17 protein-coding genes are annotated in these 20279 nt (G+C 63.0%); 12 read left to right on the top strand and 5 right to left on the bottom strand.

Features of this window, described 5'->3' with window-relative positions:
- Nucleotides 1-28: 28 nt before the first annotated feature.
- Nucleotides 29-1834: a translation elongation factor 4 gene (gene lepA, locus CK219_RS25735; RefSeq protein WP_095769428.1), complete on the top strand. Its 1806-nt coding sequence runs from the start codon at nucleotides 29-31 to the stop codon at nucleotides 1832-1834.
- A gap of 50 nt (nucleotides 1835-1884) precedes the next feature.
- Here lepA and CK219_RS25740 read toward each other — a convergent pair whose 3' ends face one another.
- Entirely contained in the window at nucleotides 1885-4353 is a 2469-nt protein-coding gene (locus tag CK219_RS25740; RefSeq protein ID WP_095769429.1) for a DEAD/DEAH box helicase, read from the bottom strand.
- A gap of 265 nt (nucleotides 4354-4618) precedes the next feature.
- Here CK219_RS25740 and CK219_RS31840 point away from each other — a divergent pair, with 265 nt between their 5' ends.
- From CK219_RS31840 to CK219_RS25800, 11 genes are all read left to right on the top strand, one after another.
- A complete protein-coding gene (locus CK219_RS31840; protein WP_176477150.1) occupies nucleotides 4619-5131 on the top strand; it encodes a hypothetical protein in 513 nt (170 codons plus the stop codon).
- A complete protein-coding gene (locus CK219_RS25750) occupies nucleotides 5128-5652 on the top strand; it encodes a hypothetical protein (RefSeq protein WP_210200018.1) in 525 nt (174 codons plus the stop codon). Before CK219_RS31840 ends, CK219_RS25750 begins: the two co-directional genes overlap by 4 nt.
- A gap of 250 nt (nucleotides 5653-5902) precedes the next feature.
- Nucleotides 5903-6250 carry a hypothetical protein gene (locus CK219_RS25755; protein WP_095769431.1) on the top strand — a complete coding sequence of 116 codons (348 nt, stop codon included), beginning with the start codon at nucleotides 5903-5905 and terminating at the stop codon, nucleotides 6248-6250.
- A 177-nt stretch (nucleotides 6251-6427) separates the two neighbouring features.
- Nucleotides 6428-6751, top strand: a complete 324-nt coding sequence (locus CK219_RS25760; protein WP_176477151.1) for an endonuclease domain-containing protein — start codon at nucleotides 6428-6430, stop codon at nucleotides 6749-6751.
- A 212-nt stretch (nucleotides 6752-6963) separates the two neighbouring features.
- The gene (locus CK219_RS25765; protein WP_095769432.1) at nucleotides 6964-7335 is read left to right on the top strand and encodes a hypothetical protein; all 372 of its coding nucleotides are present in this window, start codon (nucleotides 6964-6966) and stop codon (nucleotides 7333-7335) included.
- 337 nt (nucleotides 7336-7672) lie between these two features.
- Nucleotides 7673-8299: a CDGSH iron-sulfur domain-containing protein gene (locus tag CK219_RS25775; RefSeq protein ID WP_095769434.1), complete on the top strand. Its 627-nt coding sequence runs from the start codon at nucleotides 7673-7675 to the stop codon at nucleotides 8297-8299.
- Between the two features lie 54 nt (nucleotides 8300-8353).
- Complete coding sequence (locus tag CK219_RS25780; RefSeq protein WP_095769435.1) at nucleotides 8354-8656, top strand: cupredoxin family copper-binding protein; 303 nt, start codon at nucleotides 8354-8356, stop codon at nucleotides 8654-8656.
- A gap of 434 nt (nucleotides 8657-9090) precedes the next feature.
- Nucleotides 9091-11112, top strand: a complete 2022-nt coding sequence (locus CK219_RS25785) for a hydantoinase/oxoprolinase family protein (protein WP_095769436.1) — start codon at nucleotides 9091-9093, stop codon at nucleotides 11110-11112.
- A gap of 305 nt (nucleotides 11113-11417) precedes the next feature.
- Entirely contained in the window at nucleotides 11418-13586 is a 2169-nt protein-coding gene (locus tag CK219_RS25790; RefSeq protein ID WP_095769437.1) for a malate synthase G, read from the top strand.
- Nucleotides 13587-13710: 124 nt separating this feature from the next.
- Complete coding sequence (locus CK219_RS25795) at nucleotides 13711-14292, top strand: DUF308 domain-containing protein (protein ID WP_095769515.1); 582 nt, start codon at nucleotides 13711-13713, stop codon at nucleotides 14290-14292.
- A 30-nt stretch (nucleotides 14293-14322) separates the two neighbouring features.
- Nucleotides 14323-14910, top strand: coding sequence for a TetR/AcrR family transcriptional regulator (locus tag CK219_RS25800; RefSeq protein WP_095769516.1), 588 nt, complete (start codon nucleotides 14323-14325; stop codon nucleotides 14908-14910).
- Between the two features lie 28 nt (nucleotides 14911-14938).
- Here CK219_RS25800 and CK219_RS25805 read toward each other — a convergent pair whose 3' ends face one another.
- The 4 genes from CK219_RS25805 to CK219_RS25825 all read right to left on the bottom strand — a co-directional run bounded on the left by CK219_RS25805 (nucleotide 14939) and on the right by CK219_RS25825 (nucleotide 20264).
- A complete protein-coding gene (locus tag CK219_RS25805; RefSeq protein ID WP_095769438.1) occupies nucleotides 14939-16468 on the bottom strand; it encodes a YifB family Mg chelatase-like AAA ATPase in 1530 nt (509 codons plus the stop codon).
- Nucleotides 16469-17851: 1383 nt separating this feature from the next.
- Nucleotides 17852-18805: a glutathione synthase gene (gshB, locus tag CK219_RS25815; RefSeq protein WP_095769440.1), complete on the bottom strand. Its 954-nt coding sequence runs from the start codon at nucleotides 18803-18805 to the stop codon at nucleotides 17852-17854.
- An 80-nt stretch (nucleotides 18806-18885) separates the two neighbouring features.
- A complete protein-coding gene (locus CK219_RS25820; RefSeq protein ID WP_095769441.1) occupies nucleotides 18886-19260 on the bottom strand; it encodes a GtrA family protein in 375 nt (124 codons plus the stop codon).
- Nucleotides 19260-20264 (bottom strand): glycosyltransferase, encoded by a 1005-nt coding sequence (locus CK219_RS25825; protein WP_095769517.1) that lies wholly within the window; start codon nucleotides 20262-20264, stop codon nucleotides 19260-19262. The genes CK219_RS25820 and CK219_RS25825 overlap by 1 nt, the downstream gene beginning before the upstream one ends.
- Nucleotides 20265-20279 lie beyond the last annotated feature (15 nt).

Consider the following 20279-nt stretch of genomic DNA (forward strand, 5'->3'; position numbering starts at 1 on the left):
CAACCCCGCCCCTGCTAAAGCCCGCCGCATGACGACGCCCCTCGACCACATCCGCAATTTCTCCATCGTCGCCCATATCGACCATGGCAAATCCACGCTTGCCGACCGGCTGATCCAGCTCACCGGCACGCTGGAGGAGCGCGATATGAAGGAGCAGGTGCTGGACTCGATGGATATCGAGCGCGAGCGCGGCATCACCATCAAGGCCCAGACCGTCAGGCTCAACTACCGCGCCAAGAACGGCGAGGACTATGTGCTGAACCTGATCGACACGCCCGGTCATGTCGACTTCGCCTATGAAGTGTCGCGTTCGCTGGCCGCCTGCGAGGGCTCGCTGCTGGTGGTCGACGCTTCCCAGGGCGTCGAGGCGCAGACGCTGGCCAATGTCTACCAGGCCATCGACAACAACCACGAGATCGTCGTGGTGCTGAACAAGGTCGACCTGCCGGCGGCCGAGCCCGAGCGCATCCGCGAGCAGGTGGAGGAGGTGATCGGCCTCGATGCCTCCAACGCCGTGCTGATCTCGGCCAAGACGGGCCTTGGCGTGCCCGACGTGCTGGAGGCGATCGTCCACCAGCTGCCGCCGCCGCGCGAGGGCGACATCGCGGCGCCCCTGAAGGCGATGCTGGTCGACAGCTGGTACGACGCCTATCTCGGCGTCATCGTGCTGGTGCGCATCATCGACGGCGTCATGAAGAAGGGCCAGACCATCCGCATGATGGGCACCGGCGCAAAGTATCTCGTCGAGAGGACGGGCGTGTTCAAGCCGGCCCGCGTCAATGTCGACGAGCTCGGCCCCGGCGAGTTCGGCTTCTTCACCGGCTCGATCAAGGAAGTGGCCGACACCCGCGTCGGCGACACCATCACCGAGGACCGCCGCCCGACGCAAAAGGCGCTGCCCGGCTTCAAGCCGGCGCAGCCGGTGGTGTTCTGCGGCCTGTTCCCGGTCGACGCCGCCGATTTCGAGGATTTGCGCGCCGCCGTCGGCAAATTGCGCCTCAACGACGCCAGCTTTTCCTATGAGATGGAAACCAGCGCCGCGCTCGGCTTCGGCTATCGCTGCGGCTTCCTGGGCCTGCTGCATCTGGAGATCATCCAGGAGCGGCTGGAGCGCGAGTTCAACCTTGATCTCATCGCCACGGCGCCCTCCGTCGTCTACCGCCTGAACCTCAATGACGGCTCGGTGAAGGAACTGCACAATCCGGCCGACATGCCCGACGTGGTCAAGATCGCCTCGATCGAGGAGCCGTGGATCCGCGCCACCATCCTGACCCCCGACGATTATCTCGGCGGCATCCTGAAACTCTGCCAGGACAGGCGCGGCATCCAGGCCGATCTCTCCTATGTCGGCAAACGCGCCATGCTCACCTACGACCTGCCGCTCAACGAGGTGGTCTTCGATTTCTACGACCGGCTGAAGTCGATCTCCAAGGGCTACGCCTCCTTCGACTATCACCTGACCGACTATCGCGAGGGCGACCTGGTGAAGATGTCGATCCTGGTCAATGAGGAGCCGGTCGACGCGCTGTCCATGCTGGTGCACCGCACGGCGGCGGAAAAGCGCGGCCGCGCCATGTGCGAGAAGCTGAAGGAGCTGATCCCGCACCACCTGTTCAAGATCCCGATTCAGGCCGCGATCGGCGGCAAGGTCATCGCCCGCGAAACCATCTCGGCGCTGCGCAAGGACGTCACCGCCAAATGCTATGGCGGCGACGTGACCCGCAAGCGCAAGCTGCTCGACAAGCAGAAAGAGGGCAAGAAGCGGATGCGCCAGTTCGGCAAGGTGGATATCCCGCAGGAGGCGTTTATCCAGGCGCTGAAGATGGGCGATTGAGGAGATTTGCATCCGCTCAATCCAACCTTAAGCGGTTAGACCCCCATCTGTTAGCGAGTGTACGAACGAGTGAACTGTGCCTCAAACGAGGGGCCGATTAGCTTTCCGTCATTCAACGCAGAAGCTACATCGTCTCGACTACGGTATTTGTTTCCCGTAGCGAGGGCTATACCGAAGGATTTCAGCGCATCCTTCAGCTCCAAGAGCTTCACGCTGTCGATCACGCGGAAATTCGCTGCGGGGGAAGCCTCTTGCCCGAATTTAAATTTAGGATGGATGATTATCGGAGTAGCAGTGTTTGCAGGCGGATAGTTTTGATTAAACCAGGAAACCGAGCCAAGCAGTTGGTTGCAATCCGCCTTGGAGATCGTCTCAGACACCACCGCACCGCTCTTGCATTCAATTATAAAATATCGGTGGGCCCCCACACCCCAAAGGTTGTCTGGTCCTTTTCCAGTCTCAAGCTCGGGCCGCTGCGATGAAAAGCCGAGTATCTGCCCCACATTGTCTATGGCAGCCTCAAAGCGCTTGGTTGTATGTAGGTCCCAGTCGAGATCATCCAACAAAGCATTGACCCAAAGGACGAGGTCGTTGCCATCAGGAAAGCGCTCCAGGAACTTGTGTGCGTTCAAAACCTGATCCTCTGGCGTCCCCAATTTTTTGTATTCAATGCCCTCGATTGGTTTAACAACCCGATTGTTGAGGGCAACTGCCGAGATCAGCGTTTTCTGTGCCTCCGTTCGATCAACATAATGCATGTATTCAGCAAGCTGTTGTTTAATATATCCTTTCACGCTATCCTCGGTTGAGTTATTGACTGCATTCTGCATAAAATCCACCGAGCGTTTATATTGCCGTATCCGAGCGCCGTCGAAAGACGCCCGTTGGTCACCTACATAACCTTCCATGTAAAAATAGTTGGTGTCGGGTGCATGCACGATGGCTTCCTTCGAGACCCGAACCCATGAAGCGTCCTTGTTGAAGGAATACTCCAATATTGGCAGTAAGTCGCTCATCGACTTCAAGTCGATCTGTCTCGCCAGCTGTCGAGCCACTCGTAACTGAGCCTTAGTAATTTCAGTGAAAAACTTGGCAGTTTCGTAATAATTGATCGCCTTTGTCAGATTTGCTCCCCAAAGTAGTACAACACATTGATCCTCGCTGGATCGAACGCCTCTGCCCATACCTTGTTCAATCCTTTGAACAAGATCGATGTTTGATCCTATTGTCCCTTCTAGGGCGGCAGCATTAACACGGGATATTAAGCTCGAATAGCCGGGTACGCCATCGAGGATGAGCATCTCGCATGCCGTACCAGGTAGGTCGACGCCATCGTATTTGTTAATCAAAACGGCAATCCCCACATGCCCATTCTTTAACTTTTCGACGCCCTCATGGATGTTGTCCTTGTCCAGTGTCAGACTCGCGACGTCTTTCCAATTGGAAGCCTGGTTCTTCGAAGGAACGATGACAACTACATTCCGTTTGCTCGCCACGCCGGCGCAGAACTTTTTCAGGTCATCGAATTTGATATCGCGGTTTAACTCCTGGGGGGCGATGATCATTCGATCACCCATATCACCAGCACCTTTGGGCTTTATGGGTTTTGATATCGCAGCGGGATCAGCCTTAAAGTGCGAAACCAGAATGCCGTCGTTGGCGAGCGTGGCGGTCATGAACACTTTCCGCTTTGCCCGGCTCAGCGCTGGAATTACATCGATAGGAATGCACCGGGGCGCTATTTCAATGCGCTTGGCGGAGATCACGCATTGGCAGAGGTCCACGACATCGATCAGCAAGTCGCGTTTAAATAGGAGCTCCTCCAGGTCCTTATGTTTCATCATTAGGGAAACGATATCTGCGGACCTGTCTTTCCATATCCAAAACGGGAGTTCAAATATCACCGTTGGGTCACCGCTCATGAGCCTAGCGTGGTCCATCGCGTTGTATTGGCGTATTGGTTCGGACAAAAGTGCCCAAAGGTCCTTATAAAGTGGAGATGCCGGGGTAGTTTCGATTCTGAATTGCTCCTCGATGCTTTGCAAGCATGCGTGAGCGTCGTCAATTACAACAGACTCGAGCGGTATCTTTACTTCCTTGACACCAAAGACGGATCGTCCATTTACAATCTTTCTTATGTTAGTGACGAGTATTTTCTCGCCCCTCATGAAACCCGCGTCATCCTCGGAGTCAGTAACCGGGATACCTAGGTCGCGCGCTTCCGCTATGACCTGCGAGGTTAGATATTTATCCGGCGTAATATAGACAGCAGGGCGTAAGCCTTCATTGAGACTGCTTTGTAACAAAAGTAGGCCGACCAGAGTTTTGCCAGAGCCCGTGTTCATTTTGACGGTAAGGTCGTTCTCGGCTCGTCTGGCGAACCATCCATCGAGCACCTCGCCCTGCTCGTCAGATGGGCGCTTAAATCGCGGAGCTCGAGTTAGGGTCGTGAAAATCTTTCGTGGTTCGAGGATGGTGCTGTCATTGCCACCAGATTTAAATAGGTCGAAGTTAATCACGGTTGCCCCTGCTAGGTTGCCATTTGCTCACAGATGGATAGGACGAAATAAGACTTAGAGCAATTGATACATGACCGCCGGATACGATCGTCGACGGCCACACCCGCGACCATGTCTGTGAAGGTGCAGCATTGCATGCGGTGGCATGCAGTAACCGAGGCGCCCGATGCCATTGACGGCTTTGCAGCGGACACTTGGCGACTCCTAAACTATTGGACAAACCACAGCTGCGGCGTATCCTCTCCTCGGCTTGGGGAGACATCACATGCGCTCCACCTTGGACACCGTCGCCGCGATCGGTCTCGCCATCGGCGGCGCTTTTGGCTTGGCGGGCACTTTCGTTGCGAGCGACGCGCTGCGCGAAACGGTCTGGACCATCGACGGCGTCGGCATCGTCGTCGCCACGGCGCTACTCGTGGTGAAATACCAGCGGCTGGGCAATGATCTCGTCGCGGCCGGCTTCCTTACGTTCCTTGCCGGCGAAAGCCTGCTTCTGGCCGGCAATGCGGCGGGGCTGCAGGCCAGCGTGCCGTCCTATGCCGGCGGCATCGCGCTCTGGGCGGCGGGGCTAGTGATGGTCAGCGCGCAAGCCACTTTCGCGCTGTGGATGCGGCTCACGGCGTCCGTCGCCGCTGTGCTGTTCACCGTTTCGGCCCTCATGATCCTGTGGGGCGCGCCGCTCTTGCCCACCTCGGCGCCGCTGCCGGCGCTCGGCTATCCGTTCCTGGTGCTGACCTTCATCGGCTGGATCTGGACTTTGCTGAAGCCGGAGCGTTGAGTGCAAGGGCGATGCCCGCGCCGCTCGAAATCCGTAACAGCCCGTCGGGAAAGATCCTGCCCGCCGTCGGGCCGTTCCTGCTCGGCGGCATTTTCGGCTTCGGCGCGCTACAGGGCGTGGCCTCGGGCGCGAACAGCGGGCATGTGCTGTGGATCGCGCTGCTCGGCGCCGCCTGCCTGGGGCTCGGCGTTTTCATCGCCCGCGGCGCCTTCGACGCTTCGGTCAAGGTGACGCTGGACAGCCACGGCTTCCGCGATGCTCGCGCCGGCGACGTGCTGGTGCCATGGAGCAAGGTGATAAGCGTGCGCCTCGCCGCCGGCGGCAAGGGCGCGGCGATGCTCAATTTCGAGCTCACCGAGGAGCCGCCCGCCGCAATCCGCTATTCCTCCGCCAACGCCTTCGGCCTGATGCCTTTCGGCCGGAACATTGTGCATATGGAAATCTCCTCGCTCGACGTGCGGGGAGAGGAGATGGTGGACGCAGTGAAGACATTCGCGCCGCATGTGGCGGTGAGGCGCTGATCTCCCCCCTCGAGGGGAGATGTCGCCGAAGGCGACAGAGGGGGTCACCGCGCGTGAAGTGCCCGCGCCCTGCGCGACAAGAAAGAGCGGCGGCACTCTAGGTGAGACGACCCCCTCTGGCCTGCCGCCGTAAAATGGAGGCTGGCGCTCCACGCGCGGCGACCCCCTCTGGCCGCTTTGCGGCCATCTCCCCCTCGAGGGGGAGATTACCGGCGCCACCCGTGCTCTACTTGCCCCGGGGGACCTCGCCATGATTCGCGCTCTGCTCGCCTTCCTTCTGCTCACCTCGCCGGCCTTGGCCGCGGACATGTCGGTCTTCGTGCGCAACCAGCGTTCGGACGGGGTCGCGGTCGAGCTGTTCAGCCGCGATAGCCAAAAAGTCTGGCCGGGCGACGACAAGGTGTTCCTCATCCGCCCGAAGGCACGAAAATCCGTGCCGATCTCCTGCGAGCCGGGCGAGCACATCTGCTGGGGCGCCTGGGTGAACGGCAATGACAAGGTCACCGCCGGCGTCGGCCCCGACAATGACCAGCCCTGCGACACCTGCTGCTTCATCTGCACCGAGCATTCCACCGAGACGGTGGATCTGGCGGAGTAGCGGGGCGCTTTCCCTTCTCCCCTTGTGGGAGAAGGTGGCTCGGCGCGCAGCGCCGAGACGGATGAGGGGTGCTCCAGCGGAGTGAGGCGCCGGATATTTGAGCGATCAGAAAAACCGGCTAATCTTCCGCCATGCCGCACCAGCCCATAACCGGCCAAACGCAATTTCGCCCGGTCGATGCGCCGCGAGCCGACAGAGGCGGAAGACCGCTTATGGCACGAATTGCGCGGCCGGCGACTGGACAATATCAAGTTCAAGCGGCAAGTGCCGATTGGTCGGTTCGTAGCGGATTTCCTTTGCGCCGAAGCAAAACTCATCGTCGAAATCGACGGCAGCCAGCATGCGGAGTCGCTCCGTGATCTGGAGCGCGACGCCGCATTGAAGGCGAGAGGCTTTCGCGTGCTGCGGTTCTGGAACGGTGATGTGCTGAAAGAGCTGGATGCGGTCTGCGATACCATTATTGCGTATGTGAAAGATAAGAGTTTGCAGCCCTGGCGGTAGCGGGGCGCACGCGTTCTTGCCAAGCTGGAACACCCCTCATCCGTCTCGGCGCTGCGCGCCGAGCCACCTTCTCCCACAAGGGGAGAAGGGGAAGTCGCGCCATTCCCCCAAATTGCGTCAGCCATTTTCGCCGCCGCCCCTTTGGCATACGCGCCGGTCATGTCATCATCCCGCGATCGGCCGTGGGGGCCGATTCTACCTCGGGGGTTCTCATGTCTTCCACCTTCGCGCGCCGCGTGGCCGCCGCGCTTTCGCTTGCCGTCCTCATCGCGCCCGCCGCCCGTGCCGGCGACGTCACCTTCCAGATCAAGAATGGCCATCCCAACGCCATGCGTGTCGAGCTCTACAGCCAGGACCGCGACTATGTCTGGCCGGGCGAGGGCAAGGACTTCTATCTCGACGACGGCGAGACCAAGCAATTGCCGATCTCGTGCAATGAGGGGGAGAAGATCTGCTATGGCGCCTGGGTCGACGGCGACGAGCAGACCTATTGGGGCGTCGGCCCCAACAACAAGGAGACTTGCGAGGACTGCTGCTACACCTGCAGCGGCGGCCAGACCGAGGAGATCGACCTGGAGGAGTAGGGGTGGGCCCCCGAAGCTGCTGATCTCCCCCCTTGTGGGGGAGATGCCTGGCAAGGCAGAGGGGGGCGCTGTCCCGCCAGCATCTCAACCCGCTAAAAGCTCCTGCCTTGGGAAACTTCTGCACATTCGAAAAGCGGTGGGCCGCGATCCTTCGCGCCCCCCTCTGTCCTGCCGGACATCTCCCCCACGAGGGGGGAGATTGGCCGTCACGCGGCCCTTCGCCAATCTCCAGCGAACTTACACAAGGGGAGAAGGGGAAGTAGTCATCCGGCCAGCTTGACGCCCCTCTCGCCCCCGCCCTAGCCTTGCCTCAACCCAACAGGAGACTCCCACCCAAATGGCAAGCACGGTCGAAGGCGAGAAGATCGACGTTTCTTTCAGCGGCAAGCGCTGCATCCATTCGCGCAATTGCGTGCTTGGCAACCCGCATGTCTTCGTGCCCAACGCGCCGGGCGAGTGGATCCATCCTGAAGCAGCCAGCGTCGAGCAGGTGGTGGCGCTGGCGGAAAACTGCCCGTCGGGCGCCATCACCTACAGCCGCAAGGATGGCGGCCCGCAGGAGAGGCCGCCGGTGGTCAACACCGTGCGGTTGAGGGAAAACGGCCCGCTGGCGGTGCATGCCGAGATCGTGCTCGGCGAGGACACTTTCTTCCGCGCCACGCTCTGCCGCTGCGGGCTGTCGCAGAACAAGCCGTTCTGCGACAACAGCCACATCAAGGCCGGTTTTTCCGCCACCGGCGAGCCGGCGCTGAAGGAAGCGCAGGTGCTGGAGGCGCGCGATGGCCCGCTCAATGTGACGCCGACCGTCAACGGCCCGCTTAAGGTCGAAGGCAATGCCGAGATCGTCACCGGCACCGGGCATACCATCGCCCGCACCACCAAGGTGTTCCTCTGCCGCTGCGGTCACTCGGCCAACAAGCCGTTTTGCGACGGGTCGCATAAAAGAGTGGGGTTCGTAGCATGACAAGCGCTGCGCCCGCCTTAGTTTTGGGGTGAGAACTCTCAGGAGGAATCCACCATGCGCACCATGCTCACCCTTGCCTTGCTTGCCGTCGCAATACCCGCCTTCGCCGCAAACCATGCGGTTGAGATCAAGGACATGAAATTCCACCCGGCCAAGATCAGTGTCGCCGTCGGCGACACCGTGACCTTCACCAACGCCGATTCCAAGACGCACACCGCCACGGCGGATGACGGCTCCTTCGATACCGGCCAACTCGCCAAGGGCAAGCGCGCCAAGGTCAAGATATCGGCCGCCGGCGCGCATCCGTTCCATTGTGCGATCCACAGCTCGATGACGGGCACCGTCACGGCGAAATAGGCGGCGACCGCGGAGCCGCCAATCTCCCCGTTGCCCGCACCACCAAGGTGTTCCTCTGCCGCTGCGGCCTTCGGCGAACAAGCGGTTCTGTGATGGGAGCCATAAGAGGGTGGGGTTCGTGGGGCAGGCAATCGCGAACGTTGGCGCGAGGCACCCCCCTCTGGCCTGCCGGCCATCTCCCCCGCAAGGGGGGAGATTAGCAGTTCGGGTGCCGGCGCCTCCTGCAAATATCGGCGATTGGCGAAGGCCGGTGCGACATCTGATCTCCCCCCTTGCGGGGAGATGTCCGGCAGGACAGAGGGGGGTGCTGTCCCGCCAGCATCTCAGCAAGCCGCGCCCTCCTCCCCCTTGGCCCACCTCTCCCGCCTTTATCCGCCAGCCGGTATCGGCTAAGGGCTTCGCAACAAGCCCTCTCGCCCCGGACTGCCTGCACGATGACCGCCAAGCCTCACCCTCTCTTCCTCGGCATCGACACCGGCGGCACCTACACCGATGCGGTGCTGTGGTCGGAGGAGGGCGGTCCTAAGGGCAAGGTTCTCGCCAAGGCCAAATCGCTGACCACGCGCCACGATCTCGCGGTCGGGATTTCCGGCGCGGTGGACGCGGTGCTTCAGGATTCCGCCACCGATCCGGCCGCCATCAAGCTGGTTTCGATGTCGACGACCTTGGCCACCAACGCGCTGGTCGAGGGCCAGGGCGGGCGCGTGGCGCTGGTGATGATCGGCTTTTCCGAGGCCGACCTGGCGCGTGACGGGTTGAAGACGGCTTTAGGCACCGATCCGGTGGTGTTCTGCCCAGGCGGCCATGACGTGCATGGCAATGCGGCAAAACTCGAGCTTTCCGGGCTCGAGGCGGCGCTGCCCGAGCTTGGGCGTTCGGTGTCGGGCTTTGCCGTCTGCGCCTATTTCGCCACCCGCAACCCGGCGCATGAGCTGGCGGCCCGCGACCTGATCCGCGACAAGACCGGCCTGCCGGTCACCGCCAGCCATGAGCTTTCGGCCAAGCTCGGCGGTCCGCGCCGGGCGCTTACCACCTTGCTCAATGCTCGTCTGATCTCGATGATCGACCGGCTGGTCGCGGCGACCGAAGGCTTTCTGGCCAAACGCGGCATCGCAGCACCCCTGATGGTGGTGCGCGGCGACGGCGCGCTCGTGTCGGCGGCGTTTGCCCGCCAGCGGCCGATCGAGACGATTCTGTCCGGCCCCGCAGCCAGCCTTGTCGGCGCTCGCCACATGACCGGGCTGGACGACGCCATGGTCTCGGATATCGGCGGCACCACCACCGATGTCGCGGTGCTCGATGGCGGCCGCCCGCGGCTTGACCCGGAAGGCGCTACCGTTGGCGGCTTCCGGACCATGGTCGAAGCCGTCGCCATGCGCACCTTCGGCCTTGGCGGCGACTCGGAAGTGACGCTGGAAGACGGCGCGCTCGACCCGAAGATCCTGCTTGGGCCGCGCCGCCTGGTGCCGCTGGCGCTGTCCGGCATGGTGCATGGCGAGGCGGTGACTGTCGAACTGGAAAGACAGCTCCGCGCGCCGAACACCGGCCGCATGGACGGGCGCTTCGCCCTGCGCACCGGCGTGCCGGACCGGCTCGCCGCCGGCCTCACCGCGCCGGAAGCGAAGCTCTACGAGACGATCGGCGCCACCCCACTGGCGCTCGACAGGCTGCTCGCTTCGAACGCGCAGAACGCCACGCTGAACCGGCTGGTCGCGCGCGGGCTGGTGCATATCTCAGGCTTCACGCCGTCGGATGCCGCCCATGTGCTGGGCAAGCAGGCCAATTGGGACGCCGCCACCGCCCGGCTCGGCGCCGAGCTTTTCGCCCGCCGCCGCGACGGCCGCGGCCAGACCATCGCGGCGACGCCGGAGGAGATTTCGCAGCGCGTGCTGGTGACGCTGACCCGCTGGTCGGCCGAATACATTCTCGAAACCGCCTTCGCCGAGGACGGGCTGGACGGCGCCGCCACCGTCGCGCACGCGCTGGTGCAGCGCGCCGTCGACGCGCATCCCGGCATCGCCCGCTTCACCGTCGCGCTCGACCGCCCCGTCATCGGGCTCGGCGCTTCCGCGCCGCTGCACTATGCCGGTCTGCCGCCGCTGATCGGCAATGGCTGCATCGTGCCGGAAGACACCGATGTCGCCAACGCGCTCGGCGCCGTGGTCGGCCAGGTGCGCGTCTCGGCCGAAGCCCGCGTCAGCCAGCCCAAGGAAGGCTTGTTTAGGCTGGCGTCAGGCCAGACGGTGCGCGATTTCACCGACGAGGACAAGGCGGTCGCGGCGGCTGAGGCCGATGTGCGGGCGTTCGCGGCCGATCGCGCTAAGGATGCCGGCACCGACAGCGCCGAGATCCACGTTTCCACCGAGTTCAAGGTCTCGACCATCGAGGGCCAGCGCATGTTCATCGAGGCGCATGTGGTCGCGGTGGCGTCGGGACGACCGCGGATTGCGGTGTGAGGGAGAGCGTAATCTCCCCCCTTGTGGGGGAGATGGCCGGCAGGCCAGAGGGGGGCGCTGTCCCGCCAGGGTCTCCGTTCTTCCGCCGCCCCGACGGCCCGTCTGGGTGACATTGCACGGGCAGAAAGCGACAAGGGTGGCGTTCCTTCGCGCCCCCCTCTGCCCTGCCGGGCATCTCCCCCACGAGGGGGGAGATCAGCAGCTTCGCCGCCCGGCCTAAATCACCCCTACACCCTAAGCCGAATTGACCCCGCAACCCCAAACATGCCAAAGGCCCGGCAAGCCACCTATCTGGAGACGTGCAGATGACCGACCGCATCGAGATCGCCGGGTTGCAGATTGCCCGGGAGCTCCATGATTTCGTCGCCGAGGAGGCCACGCCCGGCACCGGCATCGATCCGGAAAAATTCTGGACCGGCTTTTCGGCCATCGTCCACGACCTCGCGCCGAAGAACCGCGCGCTGCTCGCCAAGCGCGACGCCATGCAGGAGAAGCTCGACGGCTGGTATCGTGAGAACGGCGCGCCGATCGACATGGAGGCCTACAAGACTTTCCTGAAGCAGATCGGCTACCTCGTGCCGGAAGGGCCGGCCTTCAGCGTCAGCACGGAACATGTCGATCCCGAAATCGCGGTCGTTGCCGGGCCGCAGCTCGTCGTGCCGGTGATGAATGCGCGCTATGCTCTCAACGCTGCCAATGCGCGCTGGGGCTCGCTCTATGATGCGCTCTACGGCACCGACGCGATTCCCGAGACCGGCGGCGCCGAAAAGGGCAAGGGCTTCAATCCGGCGCGCGGCGCCAAGGTGATCGCCTGGGCGAAGGATTTCCTCGACCAGTCCGTTCCGCTGACCACAGGCAAATGGGCCGGCGTCAACGGGCTGTCGGTGGCGAATGGCGCGCTTAAAGCCGGCGAAGGCGCCGGCGCCACCACGCTGGCCGATCCAAGGCAGTTCGTCGGCTATCGTGGCGATGCCGCCACGCCGGAAGCCGTGCTTCTGGTCAAGAACGGGCTGCATATCGAAATTACAATCGACCGCGCCAACCAGATCGGCCGGACCGATCCGGCCGGCATCGCCGACGTCATCCTGGAATCGGCACTCACGACCATCCAGGACTGCGAGGATTCGGTCGCCGCCGTGGATGCCGAGGACAAGGTCGTCGTCTACCGCAACTGGCTTGGCCTGATGAAGGGCGATCTGGCGGAAGAGATCACCAAGGGCGGCAAGACTTTTGTCCGCAAGCTCAACCCCGACCGCCGCTACACGGCGCCCAATGGCGGCCAGCTTCTGCTACCCGGACGCTCGCTGATGCTGGTTCGCAACGTCGGCCACCTGATGACCAATCCGGCGGTCACCGACCGCGACGGCCATGAGGTACCGGAAGGCATCATGGATGCGGCCATCACCGCGCTGATCGCGCTGCACGATGTCGGCGACAACGGCCGCCGCGCCAATTCCCGCGCCGGCTCGATGTATGTGGTGAAGCCGAAGATGCACGGGCCCGACGAGGTCGCCTTCGCCGTCGAGATCTTCGATCGCGTCGAGGCGCTGCTCGGCATGGCGAAGAACACCATCAAGATGGGCATCATGGACGAGGAGCGGCGCACCACCGTCAACCTCAAGGAAGCGATCCGCGCCGCAAGAGAGCGCGTGGTGTTCATCAACACCGGCTTCCTCGACCGCACCGGCGACGAGATCCACACCTCGATGGAAGCCGGCCCGATGATCCGCAAAGGCGACATGAAGCAGGCCGCCTGGATTTCCGCCTATGAGGCCTGGAATGTCGATACCGGCCTGGAATGCGGGCTCGCCGGCCGCGCCCAGATCGGCAAAGGCATGTGGGCGATGCCGGATCTGATGGCGGCGATGCTGGTTGAGAAGATCGCCCATCCCAAGGCCGGCGCCAACACCGCCTGGGTGCCGTCGCCCACGGCCGCCACGCTGCACGCCACGCACTACCACAAGGTCGACGTGCACGCCGTGCAGGCGGCGCTGAAGAACCGGCCGAAGGCGAAGCTCGACGATATCCTGTCGGTGCCGGTCGCAAGCCGGCCGAACTGGACGCCGGACGAGATCCAGCGCGAGCTCGACAACAATGCGCAGGGCATTTTGGGCTATGTCGTGCGCTGGATCGACCAGGGCGTCGGCTGCTCGAAAGTGCCCGATATCAACGATGTCGGCCTGATGGAGGACCGCGCCACGCTGCGCATCTCCTCGCAGCACATCGCCAACTGGCTGCGCCACAAGGTGTGCTCGGAAATCCAGGTGAGGGACTCGCTGCAGCGCATGGCGGCCATCGTGGACCGCCAGAATGTCGGCGACCCGCTCTACCGCCCGATGGCGCCGGACTTCGACAATTCCATCGCCTTCCAGGCCGCCTGCGACCTGGTGTTCAAGGGTACGGTGCAGCCGAATGGCTATACCGAGCCGGTGCTGCATAAGCGGCGACTGGAGCTGAAGGCGCGCGAGCAGTAGCGCGGCGCAAGCGGGCGCCGATCACGTAAACGAGATATCGAGGTGATCGGCGACCGGCCCGCAAGGCATTGACGATTTTCAATCTACCTACTAGTTGGTAGGCAAATGAATGAAAGGAACCTTCATGCCTGCACGAATGAACCATGCCCAGTCCTCAAACGGCTGGCTCAAAAGCTACTATTTTCTGCGGTTTGCCGTGTCGGCGGCCTGGGTCGCGGTAGCCTTCACCGTCGCGAAGTCGGTTCCGACGCTCGCCGCGGTCATGCTGGTTGCCTATCCCCTCTGGGACGCGCTCGCGAACTATATCGACGCGCAGCGCAGCGGCGGCTTGGGCCGCAACAAGTCGCAGCTCCTCAATTTCGCCGTCAGCATCGTCACCGCAATCGCGGTCGCCATCGCGCTTGGCCGCAGCATGAACGCGGTGCTCGCGGTCTATGGGGTCTGGGCGGTCGTCTCCGGCGCGTTTCAGCTTCTCACCGCGGCGCGTCGCTGGAAGAGTAACGGCGCCCAATGGGCGATGATCCTGAGTGGCGCGCAATCAGCGCTGGCCGGCCTCTTCTTCGTCAAGATGGCAGGCGGCGCCGAGGCCATCGGCATCGCCAATGTCGCGCCCTATGCCGCTTTCGGCGCCTTCTACTTCCTCGTGTCCGCCGTGTGGCTGTCGGTCAGCGATATCCTTCGCAAGTCGCCGCAGGCCGTGCGTTGAGATTTCCTCCGCCGGAGGTTAGGCATGTCCATGGACAAGCCCTCGAACACCGCCGATGACATACTGGCCGCCGCGCGAAGCTTCATCGTCGCCGGCGGCTATAACGGGTTCAGCTATGCAGATATCGCCGACGTGGTCGGTATCCGCAAAGCCAGCATCCATCATCATTTCCCGAGCAAAGTCGACCTGGTGCAAAGCCTGGTCAGGCGCTACCTCGAGGATGCCGTGACGGGCATGACGGAGCTAGAGCGCAGTGTGCCTGCGCCGCCTCAGTTGCTGCGCACCTATGCCGACTTCTGGGCGCAGTGCATCGAGGATGCGAGCAGGCCGATCTGCGTCTGCGCGCTGCTTGCCAGCGAGCTTCCGGCCCTTCCGCCTGAGGTGGCCGCGGAGGTCCGGGCCTATTTCCGGTTTCTCTCGGGGTGGCTGACCGGCATTATCGAGCGCGGCGCCGCGCAAGGCACATTGACGATCGCCGCCGCGCCGCGCGTGGAGGCGGAAGCCTTCATGGCGACCGTGCACGGGGCGATGATTTCCGCGCGGGCCTATGGCGATGGATCGAGCTTCGCCATGATCCTGGCACCGACGCTGCAGAAGCTGATCCCGGCGCAAGATTGAAGAGGGATGAAAGCCCGATACGCCCGCTTCACGCCGCCTGCGCCATGCGCTCCGCGCTCATCCTATAGGAGATCGCCTCGGCGAGATGGATGCGGCCGACGGTTTCGCTGGCGTCGAGGTCGGCCAGCGTGCGCGCCACCTTCAGCACGCGGTGATAGGCCCGTGCCGAAAAGCCGAGCTTTTCGCTGGCGTCCTTGAGCAGCGTCAGCCCGGCGCTATCGGGCTTGGCGATCTCCTCGATGATCGAGGGCGGGCAGTGCGCGTTGGTGGTGGCGCCCGCACCCAATCTTTCCAGCCTTTCGCGCTGCATGGCGCGCGCACGCGCCACGCGCTGCGCCACCGAAGCGCTCGTCTCGGCCTTGTCCGGCCGGATCAAGTCGCTTGCCGAGACCGCCGGCACCTCGATCCTGAGGTCGATGCGGTCGAGCAGCGGGCCGGAAATGCGCGCCTGGTACTCGGTGCGGCAGCGGTCGCCGCGCAGGCAGCGATAGCCGGGCTCGCCCGACATGCCGCAGCGGCACGGATTCATCGCCGCCACCAGCTGGATGCGCGCCGGATAGGTGACGCGGTGGTTGGCGCGCGCGATCATGCAGTCGCCTGTTTCCAGCGGCTGGCGCAGCGCATCCAATGTCTGCGGCGTGAATTCCGGTAACTCGTCGAGGAACAGCACGCCGTGATGGGCGAGCGAGACCTCGCCCGGACGTGCGCGCAGCCCGCCGCCTACCATCGCCGCCATCGAGGCCGAATGATGCGGGGCGCGGAACGGCCGCCGGTCGGTCAGCTTGCCTTCGCCGAGCTCGCCGGCGACGGAAGCGATCATCGACACTTCGAGCAGCTCCTTCGGCGCCAGCGGTGGCAGGATCGAGGGCAGGCGCTGCGCCAGCATCGACTTGCCCGAGCCGGGCGGCCCGACCATGAGAAGGTTGTGGCCGCCGGCGGCAGCCACTTCGACCGCCCGCTTGGCGCTCTCCTGGCCCTTGATGTCGGCGAGATCCGGCAGGTCGTGCGCGGCAAGCTGGATGCCGGCCTCGGGCCGCGACAGCACCTGCGTGCCGCGAAAATGGTTGGCGACGGCAATCAGGCTGCGCGGCGCAAGGATGTCGAAATCCTTGCCTGCCCAGGCCGCCTCCGGGCCGCAGGCGAAGGGACAGATCAGACCCTTGCTCTCCGCATTGGCGCCGATCGCCGCTGGCAGCGCGCCGGCAACGCCGGCGATGGTGCCGTCGAGCGACAATTCGCCAAGCACCACATAGCCGGCCAGCATATCGCCGGGGATGGCGCCGAGCGCCGCCATCAGGCCGAGCGCGATCGGCAGGTCGTAATGGCTGCCTTCCTTGGGAAGATCGGCCGGCGCGAGGTTCACCGTCACCTTCTTCGACGGCATCGACAGGCCCGACGCATGCAGCGCTGCCTGCACGCGCTCGCGGCTTTCGGCCACCGCCTTGTCCGGCAGGCCGACGATCTGCATGCCGACCTTGCCCGGACCGACCATCACCTGGACATCGACCGGCAAAGCCTCGATGCCCTGAAAAGCGACCGTGCGAACCCGCGCTACCATTTATCCAAAACCCCCGCCTCAACGCGCCCGTATCCACCATCGGGCCGCGAGCGCCTACAATGCAGACAACCATAGATTTTCGAAACACGCAAGAACATTACAGGAACATCTATCCGCGAAGATGGTGGATTTCGGCCAAAGCTTCTTCTGGGCTAAAAGGCCGAGGCGCGCCCGAGCAGCCGCTATCGCCGCGTGCTCTCGACCTGTTGAACAAGGCGAGCAGTCCCTCCGGCAATCCGGGCTGTTGCCGTCTAGGCGGTGATGAAGGCATCGACCGTGCCTGAAAGCGATCGATCGATTGCGATGTGGGGTGGAAGCCACTCCATGACAGGATATCGGAAAGGCCAAGGCATGGCGAGCCGGCGCAAAGAGCCGCTTTCCAGAAAAATCTCATTTACAAGGTCTATGAACCGCCGGCGGTCTCGCTCAACTCGTTTCAAAGTTTGCGAACGAATGTAAGCCCGGGGGATTCGTCGCTCCTTCAGCGCTAAGACAGCCTCCGCGATGGATCGAGGGTCGGGTGGAACTGTAAGCGAATATTCGTCATCGAGATAAAGGTCTCGACCCCCATGGTTCGGGGTCGTGACAACAGGTAGCCCCGCGAGAAGATACTCTGTGCTGGCGAACATTGGTCCCTCTATTGCAGAGAGACAAATTCCCACGGCTGCACGATTTAGATGCATGTTCACATAAGCCGGCGCCAATCGAACAGGTTTGCCGGTGCTGTCAAACTCATTAATAAACACGTGACCCGGCGCGAGCTCCCTGTGCCGATTTATCCGCGCCCTTTCCGACTCCGTCGTGGATGACCCCACTGAATCACGATAAAAGACAAATGCACAACGCTCGATGCCAAGGGACAAGTCGTGGCGTTTCCACGAAGCCAGTTGCGCATTGTATATTGCATCGAATTCTACAGGGATGTCCTCGAGGGGCCTGAATATGTATTCGGAGGTTGTTGAAGTCTTGTTATGCAGGACGGCGGCCTCACCGGACTGATTCAAGAGATCAGCCTCGGCTTGTGTGTTGGATAGGAAGATTAGCGAGTGACGGGGGTTCCCAAGTCTATGCAGAACGGCATAGGTCCGGATCATTTTGACGCTGGAATTGTTTTCGATGGACCAGGTTGGCGAGATGAGAAACCAGGCACGGTGACTGCGTGGAAGGAGAGGCATGTGACTTGCCAATCCAAGGGGCGTACCGGACATTCCCGAATAGGATATGAACGGATCATCCGACAGCAAACTTGCCTGAAGAGCAGGTTGCGACTTCGCGGAAGAGTACCACCCTTTCCGGAGATAGCGGCGATGACGCAACATTGCTCCGACAATCTCGGATACAGTAGGAGGCCGATATCCGTGCTGCAGAGTCAACATGCGGCAATTACGCGGCCGATTTCAGCCGCTTCCCCTCAACGCAATCCCAGAACAGGCTGGCGATATCCGCGCCACCAAAACGCTGCACTTCGCGCACGCCGGTCGGCGAGGTGACGTTGATCTCGGTCATGTAGTCGCCTATCACGTCGATGCCGACCAGGATGAAGCCGCGCTCCCTGAGCGCCGGTCCGATGCGGGCGCAGATCTCGCGCTCGCGCTCCGTCAGCTCGGTCTTCTCGGCGCGGCCGCCGACATGCATGTTGGAGCGGGAATCGTGCTCGGCCGGCACGCGGTTGATGGCGCCCACCGGCTCGCCGTCGATAAGGATGATGCGCTTGTCGCCCTTGCGCACGTCCTTGAGATAGCGCTGCACGATATAGGGCTCGCGGAACAGCTGGCCGAACATTTCGAGCAGCGAGGCGAGATTGCGGTCGGCCTCGTGCAGATGGAAGATGCCGGCGCCGCCATTGCCGTAGAGCGGCTTGACGATGATGTCGCCGAACTCCTTGCGGAAGGCCGCCACTTCCTGGGGGTCCTTGGTGATCAGCGTTTCCGGCATCAGGTCTGGGAACTCGGTGACGAAGATCTTCTCCGGGCTGTTGCGCACCCAGGCTGGGTCGTTGACCACCAGCGTCTTCGGATGGATGCGCTCCAATATGTGCGTGGTGGTGATGTAATTCATGTCGAAGGGCGGGTCCTGGCGGAGCAGCACGACGTCCATCTCGGAGAGGTCGGTGCGCACCTTCTCGCCCAGCGCGTAATGGTTGCCCTTTTCGTCGCGCACCTGCATCTCCTCGATGCGCGCGAACACCTTGCCGCCCACCATCGACAGCCGGTCGGGCGTGTAGTGGAAAAGCTTGTGGCCGCGCCGCTGCGCCTCCAGCGACAGCGCGAAGGTCGTGTCGCCGGCGATCGACACGGTGGAGACATGGTCCATCTGGACGGCGATCTTCAACGGCATTTGCGGTCTCCGGGGAACTCAGACGCCCGATATAAGGAAATCGGCGGCGCCTGCCAATCGTGCTCGCTTGGTGCAGACGCTCAGCGGTCGAAGACCAGCCTGGAGTAGCCGAGGAAGGACAGCGCCATCGCGACGATCGAGGCAAAGGCCAGCGCCGCCAGCGGCGGCAGGGCGGGCAGCGCGAAGAGCAGAGCGCAGTAGACCAGGTAATTGACGATGCTGGTGGCGATGCCGACGCTGCCATAACGCACGCCTTCCTGCGCGATGCCCCGGCTCGACGGCGCGAAGGTCAGATGGCGGTTGATCTGCCAGGTGAAGCAGAGCGCGAAGCCGATCGACAGCAGGCGCGCCGCCATCGGGCCGAGCGGCGTGGCAGCAAGAAGCAGCCAGAGCGCCGCGGCGTCGGCGACGAAGCCGATGCCGCCGGTAAGGATGAAGCGGACGAGGCGGTCCACTATGCCGCCCGCGAGGACTTGCCCGGTTCGCCCTTGGGCGAGGCCTGCCCGGATATCCCGCGCTCGGCGCGGCCGGAAGAAATCGACAGATAGAAGATGCGCTTCTGCTCGGCCCGGCCGCGCGAGACGGAATCGAGGATCAGCCCGGTCATCATCGACAGCATGGCCAACAGCAGCATGCCGATCGACAGCACCCAGGTCGGCATGCGCGGCACCAGCCCCGTCTGCGCGAACTCGACCAGTACCGGGATCATCAAGCCGATGCTGGCCGCCAGGAAGAACAGCGCGAACGTGCCGAAGAAGCGCAGCGGCTGCGTCTCCTTCACCAGCATGGCGAACATCCACAGTATCCTGGCGCCGTCGCGGAAGGTCGACAGCTTCGATGACGAGCCTTCCGGGCGGCGGCCGTAATCGAGCGCCATCTCGCTCACCGGCAGCTTGAGCTGCGAGGCATGCACCGACATCTCGGTCTCGATCTCGAAGCCGCCGGAAACGGCCGGAAAGCTTTTGACGAAGCGGCGCGAAAACACCCGGTAGCCGGAGAAGATATCAGTGAAGTCGGTCCCGAACAGGCCCTTGTAGAGGCGGTTGAAGATGCGGTTGCCGAAAGCGTGGCCGTTGCGGCCGGCATCGTCGCTCACGCCGCGCCTGGTGCCTACCACCATGTCGGAGCGCTCGGTCTGCAGGACGTTGATCAGCTGCGGCGCATCCTCCGGCGCATAGGTGCCGTCCCCGTCGGCCATCACATAGATATCCGCGTCGATGTCGGCGAACATGCGCCGCACCACATTGCCCTTGCCCTGGCGCGGCTCGCGCACGACGACGGCGCCGGCGGCGCGGGCTTTCAGCGCAGTGAGGTCCTTGGAATTGTTGTCGTAGACATAGATCGCGGCCGAGGGCAGCGTCTCGCGGAAGCGCCGCACGACCTCGCCGATCGTCAGCTCCTCGTTGTAGCAAGGCAGGAGCACGGCGATGACCGGCTCGTGGCGGACTGCATGCGGCATGTCTGTCTCCGGACG

This window comes from Mesorhizobium sp. WSM4313 (genome assembly GCF_002294725.1).
Taxonomy (GTDB): domain Bacteria; phylum Pseudomonadota; class Alphaproteobacteria; order Rhizobiales; family Rhizobiaceae; genus Mesorhizobium.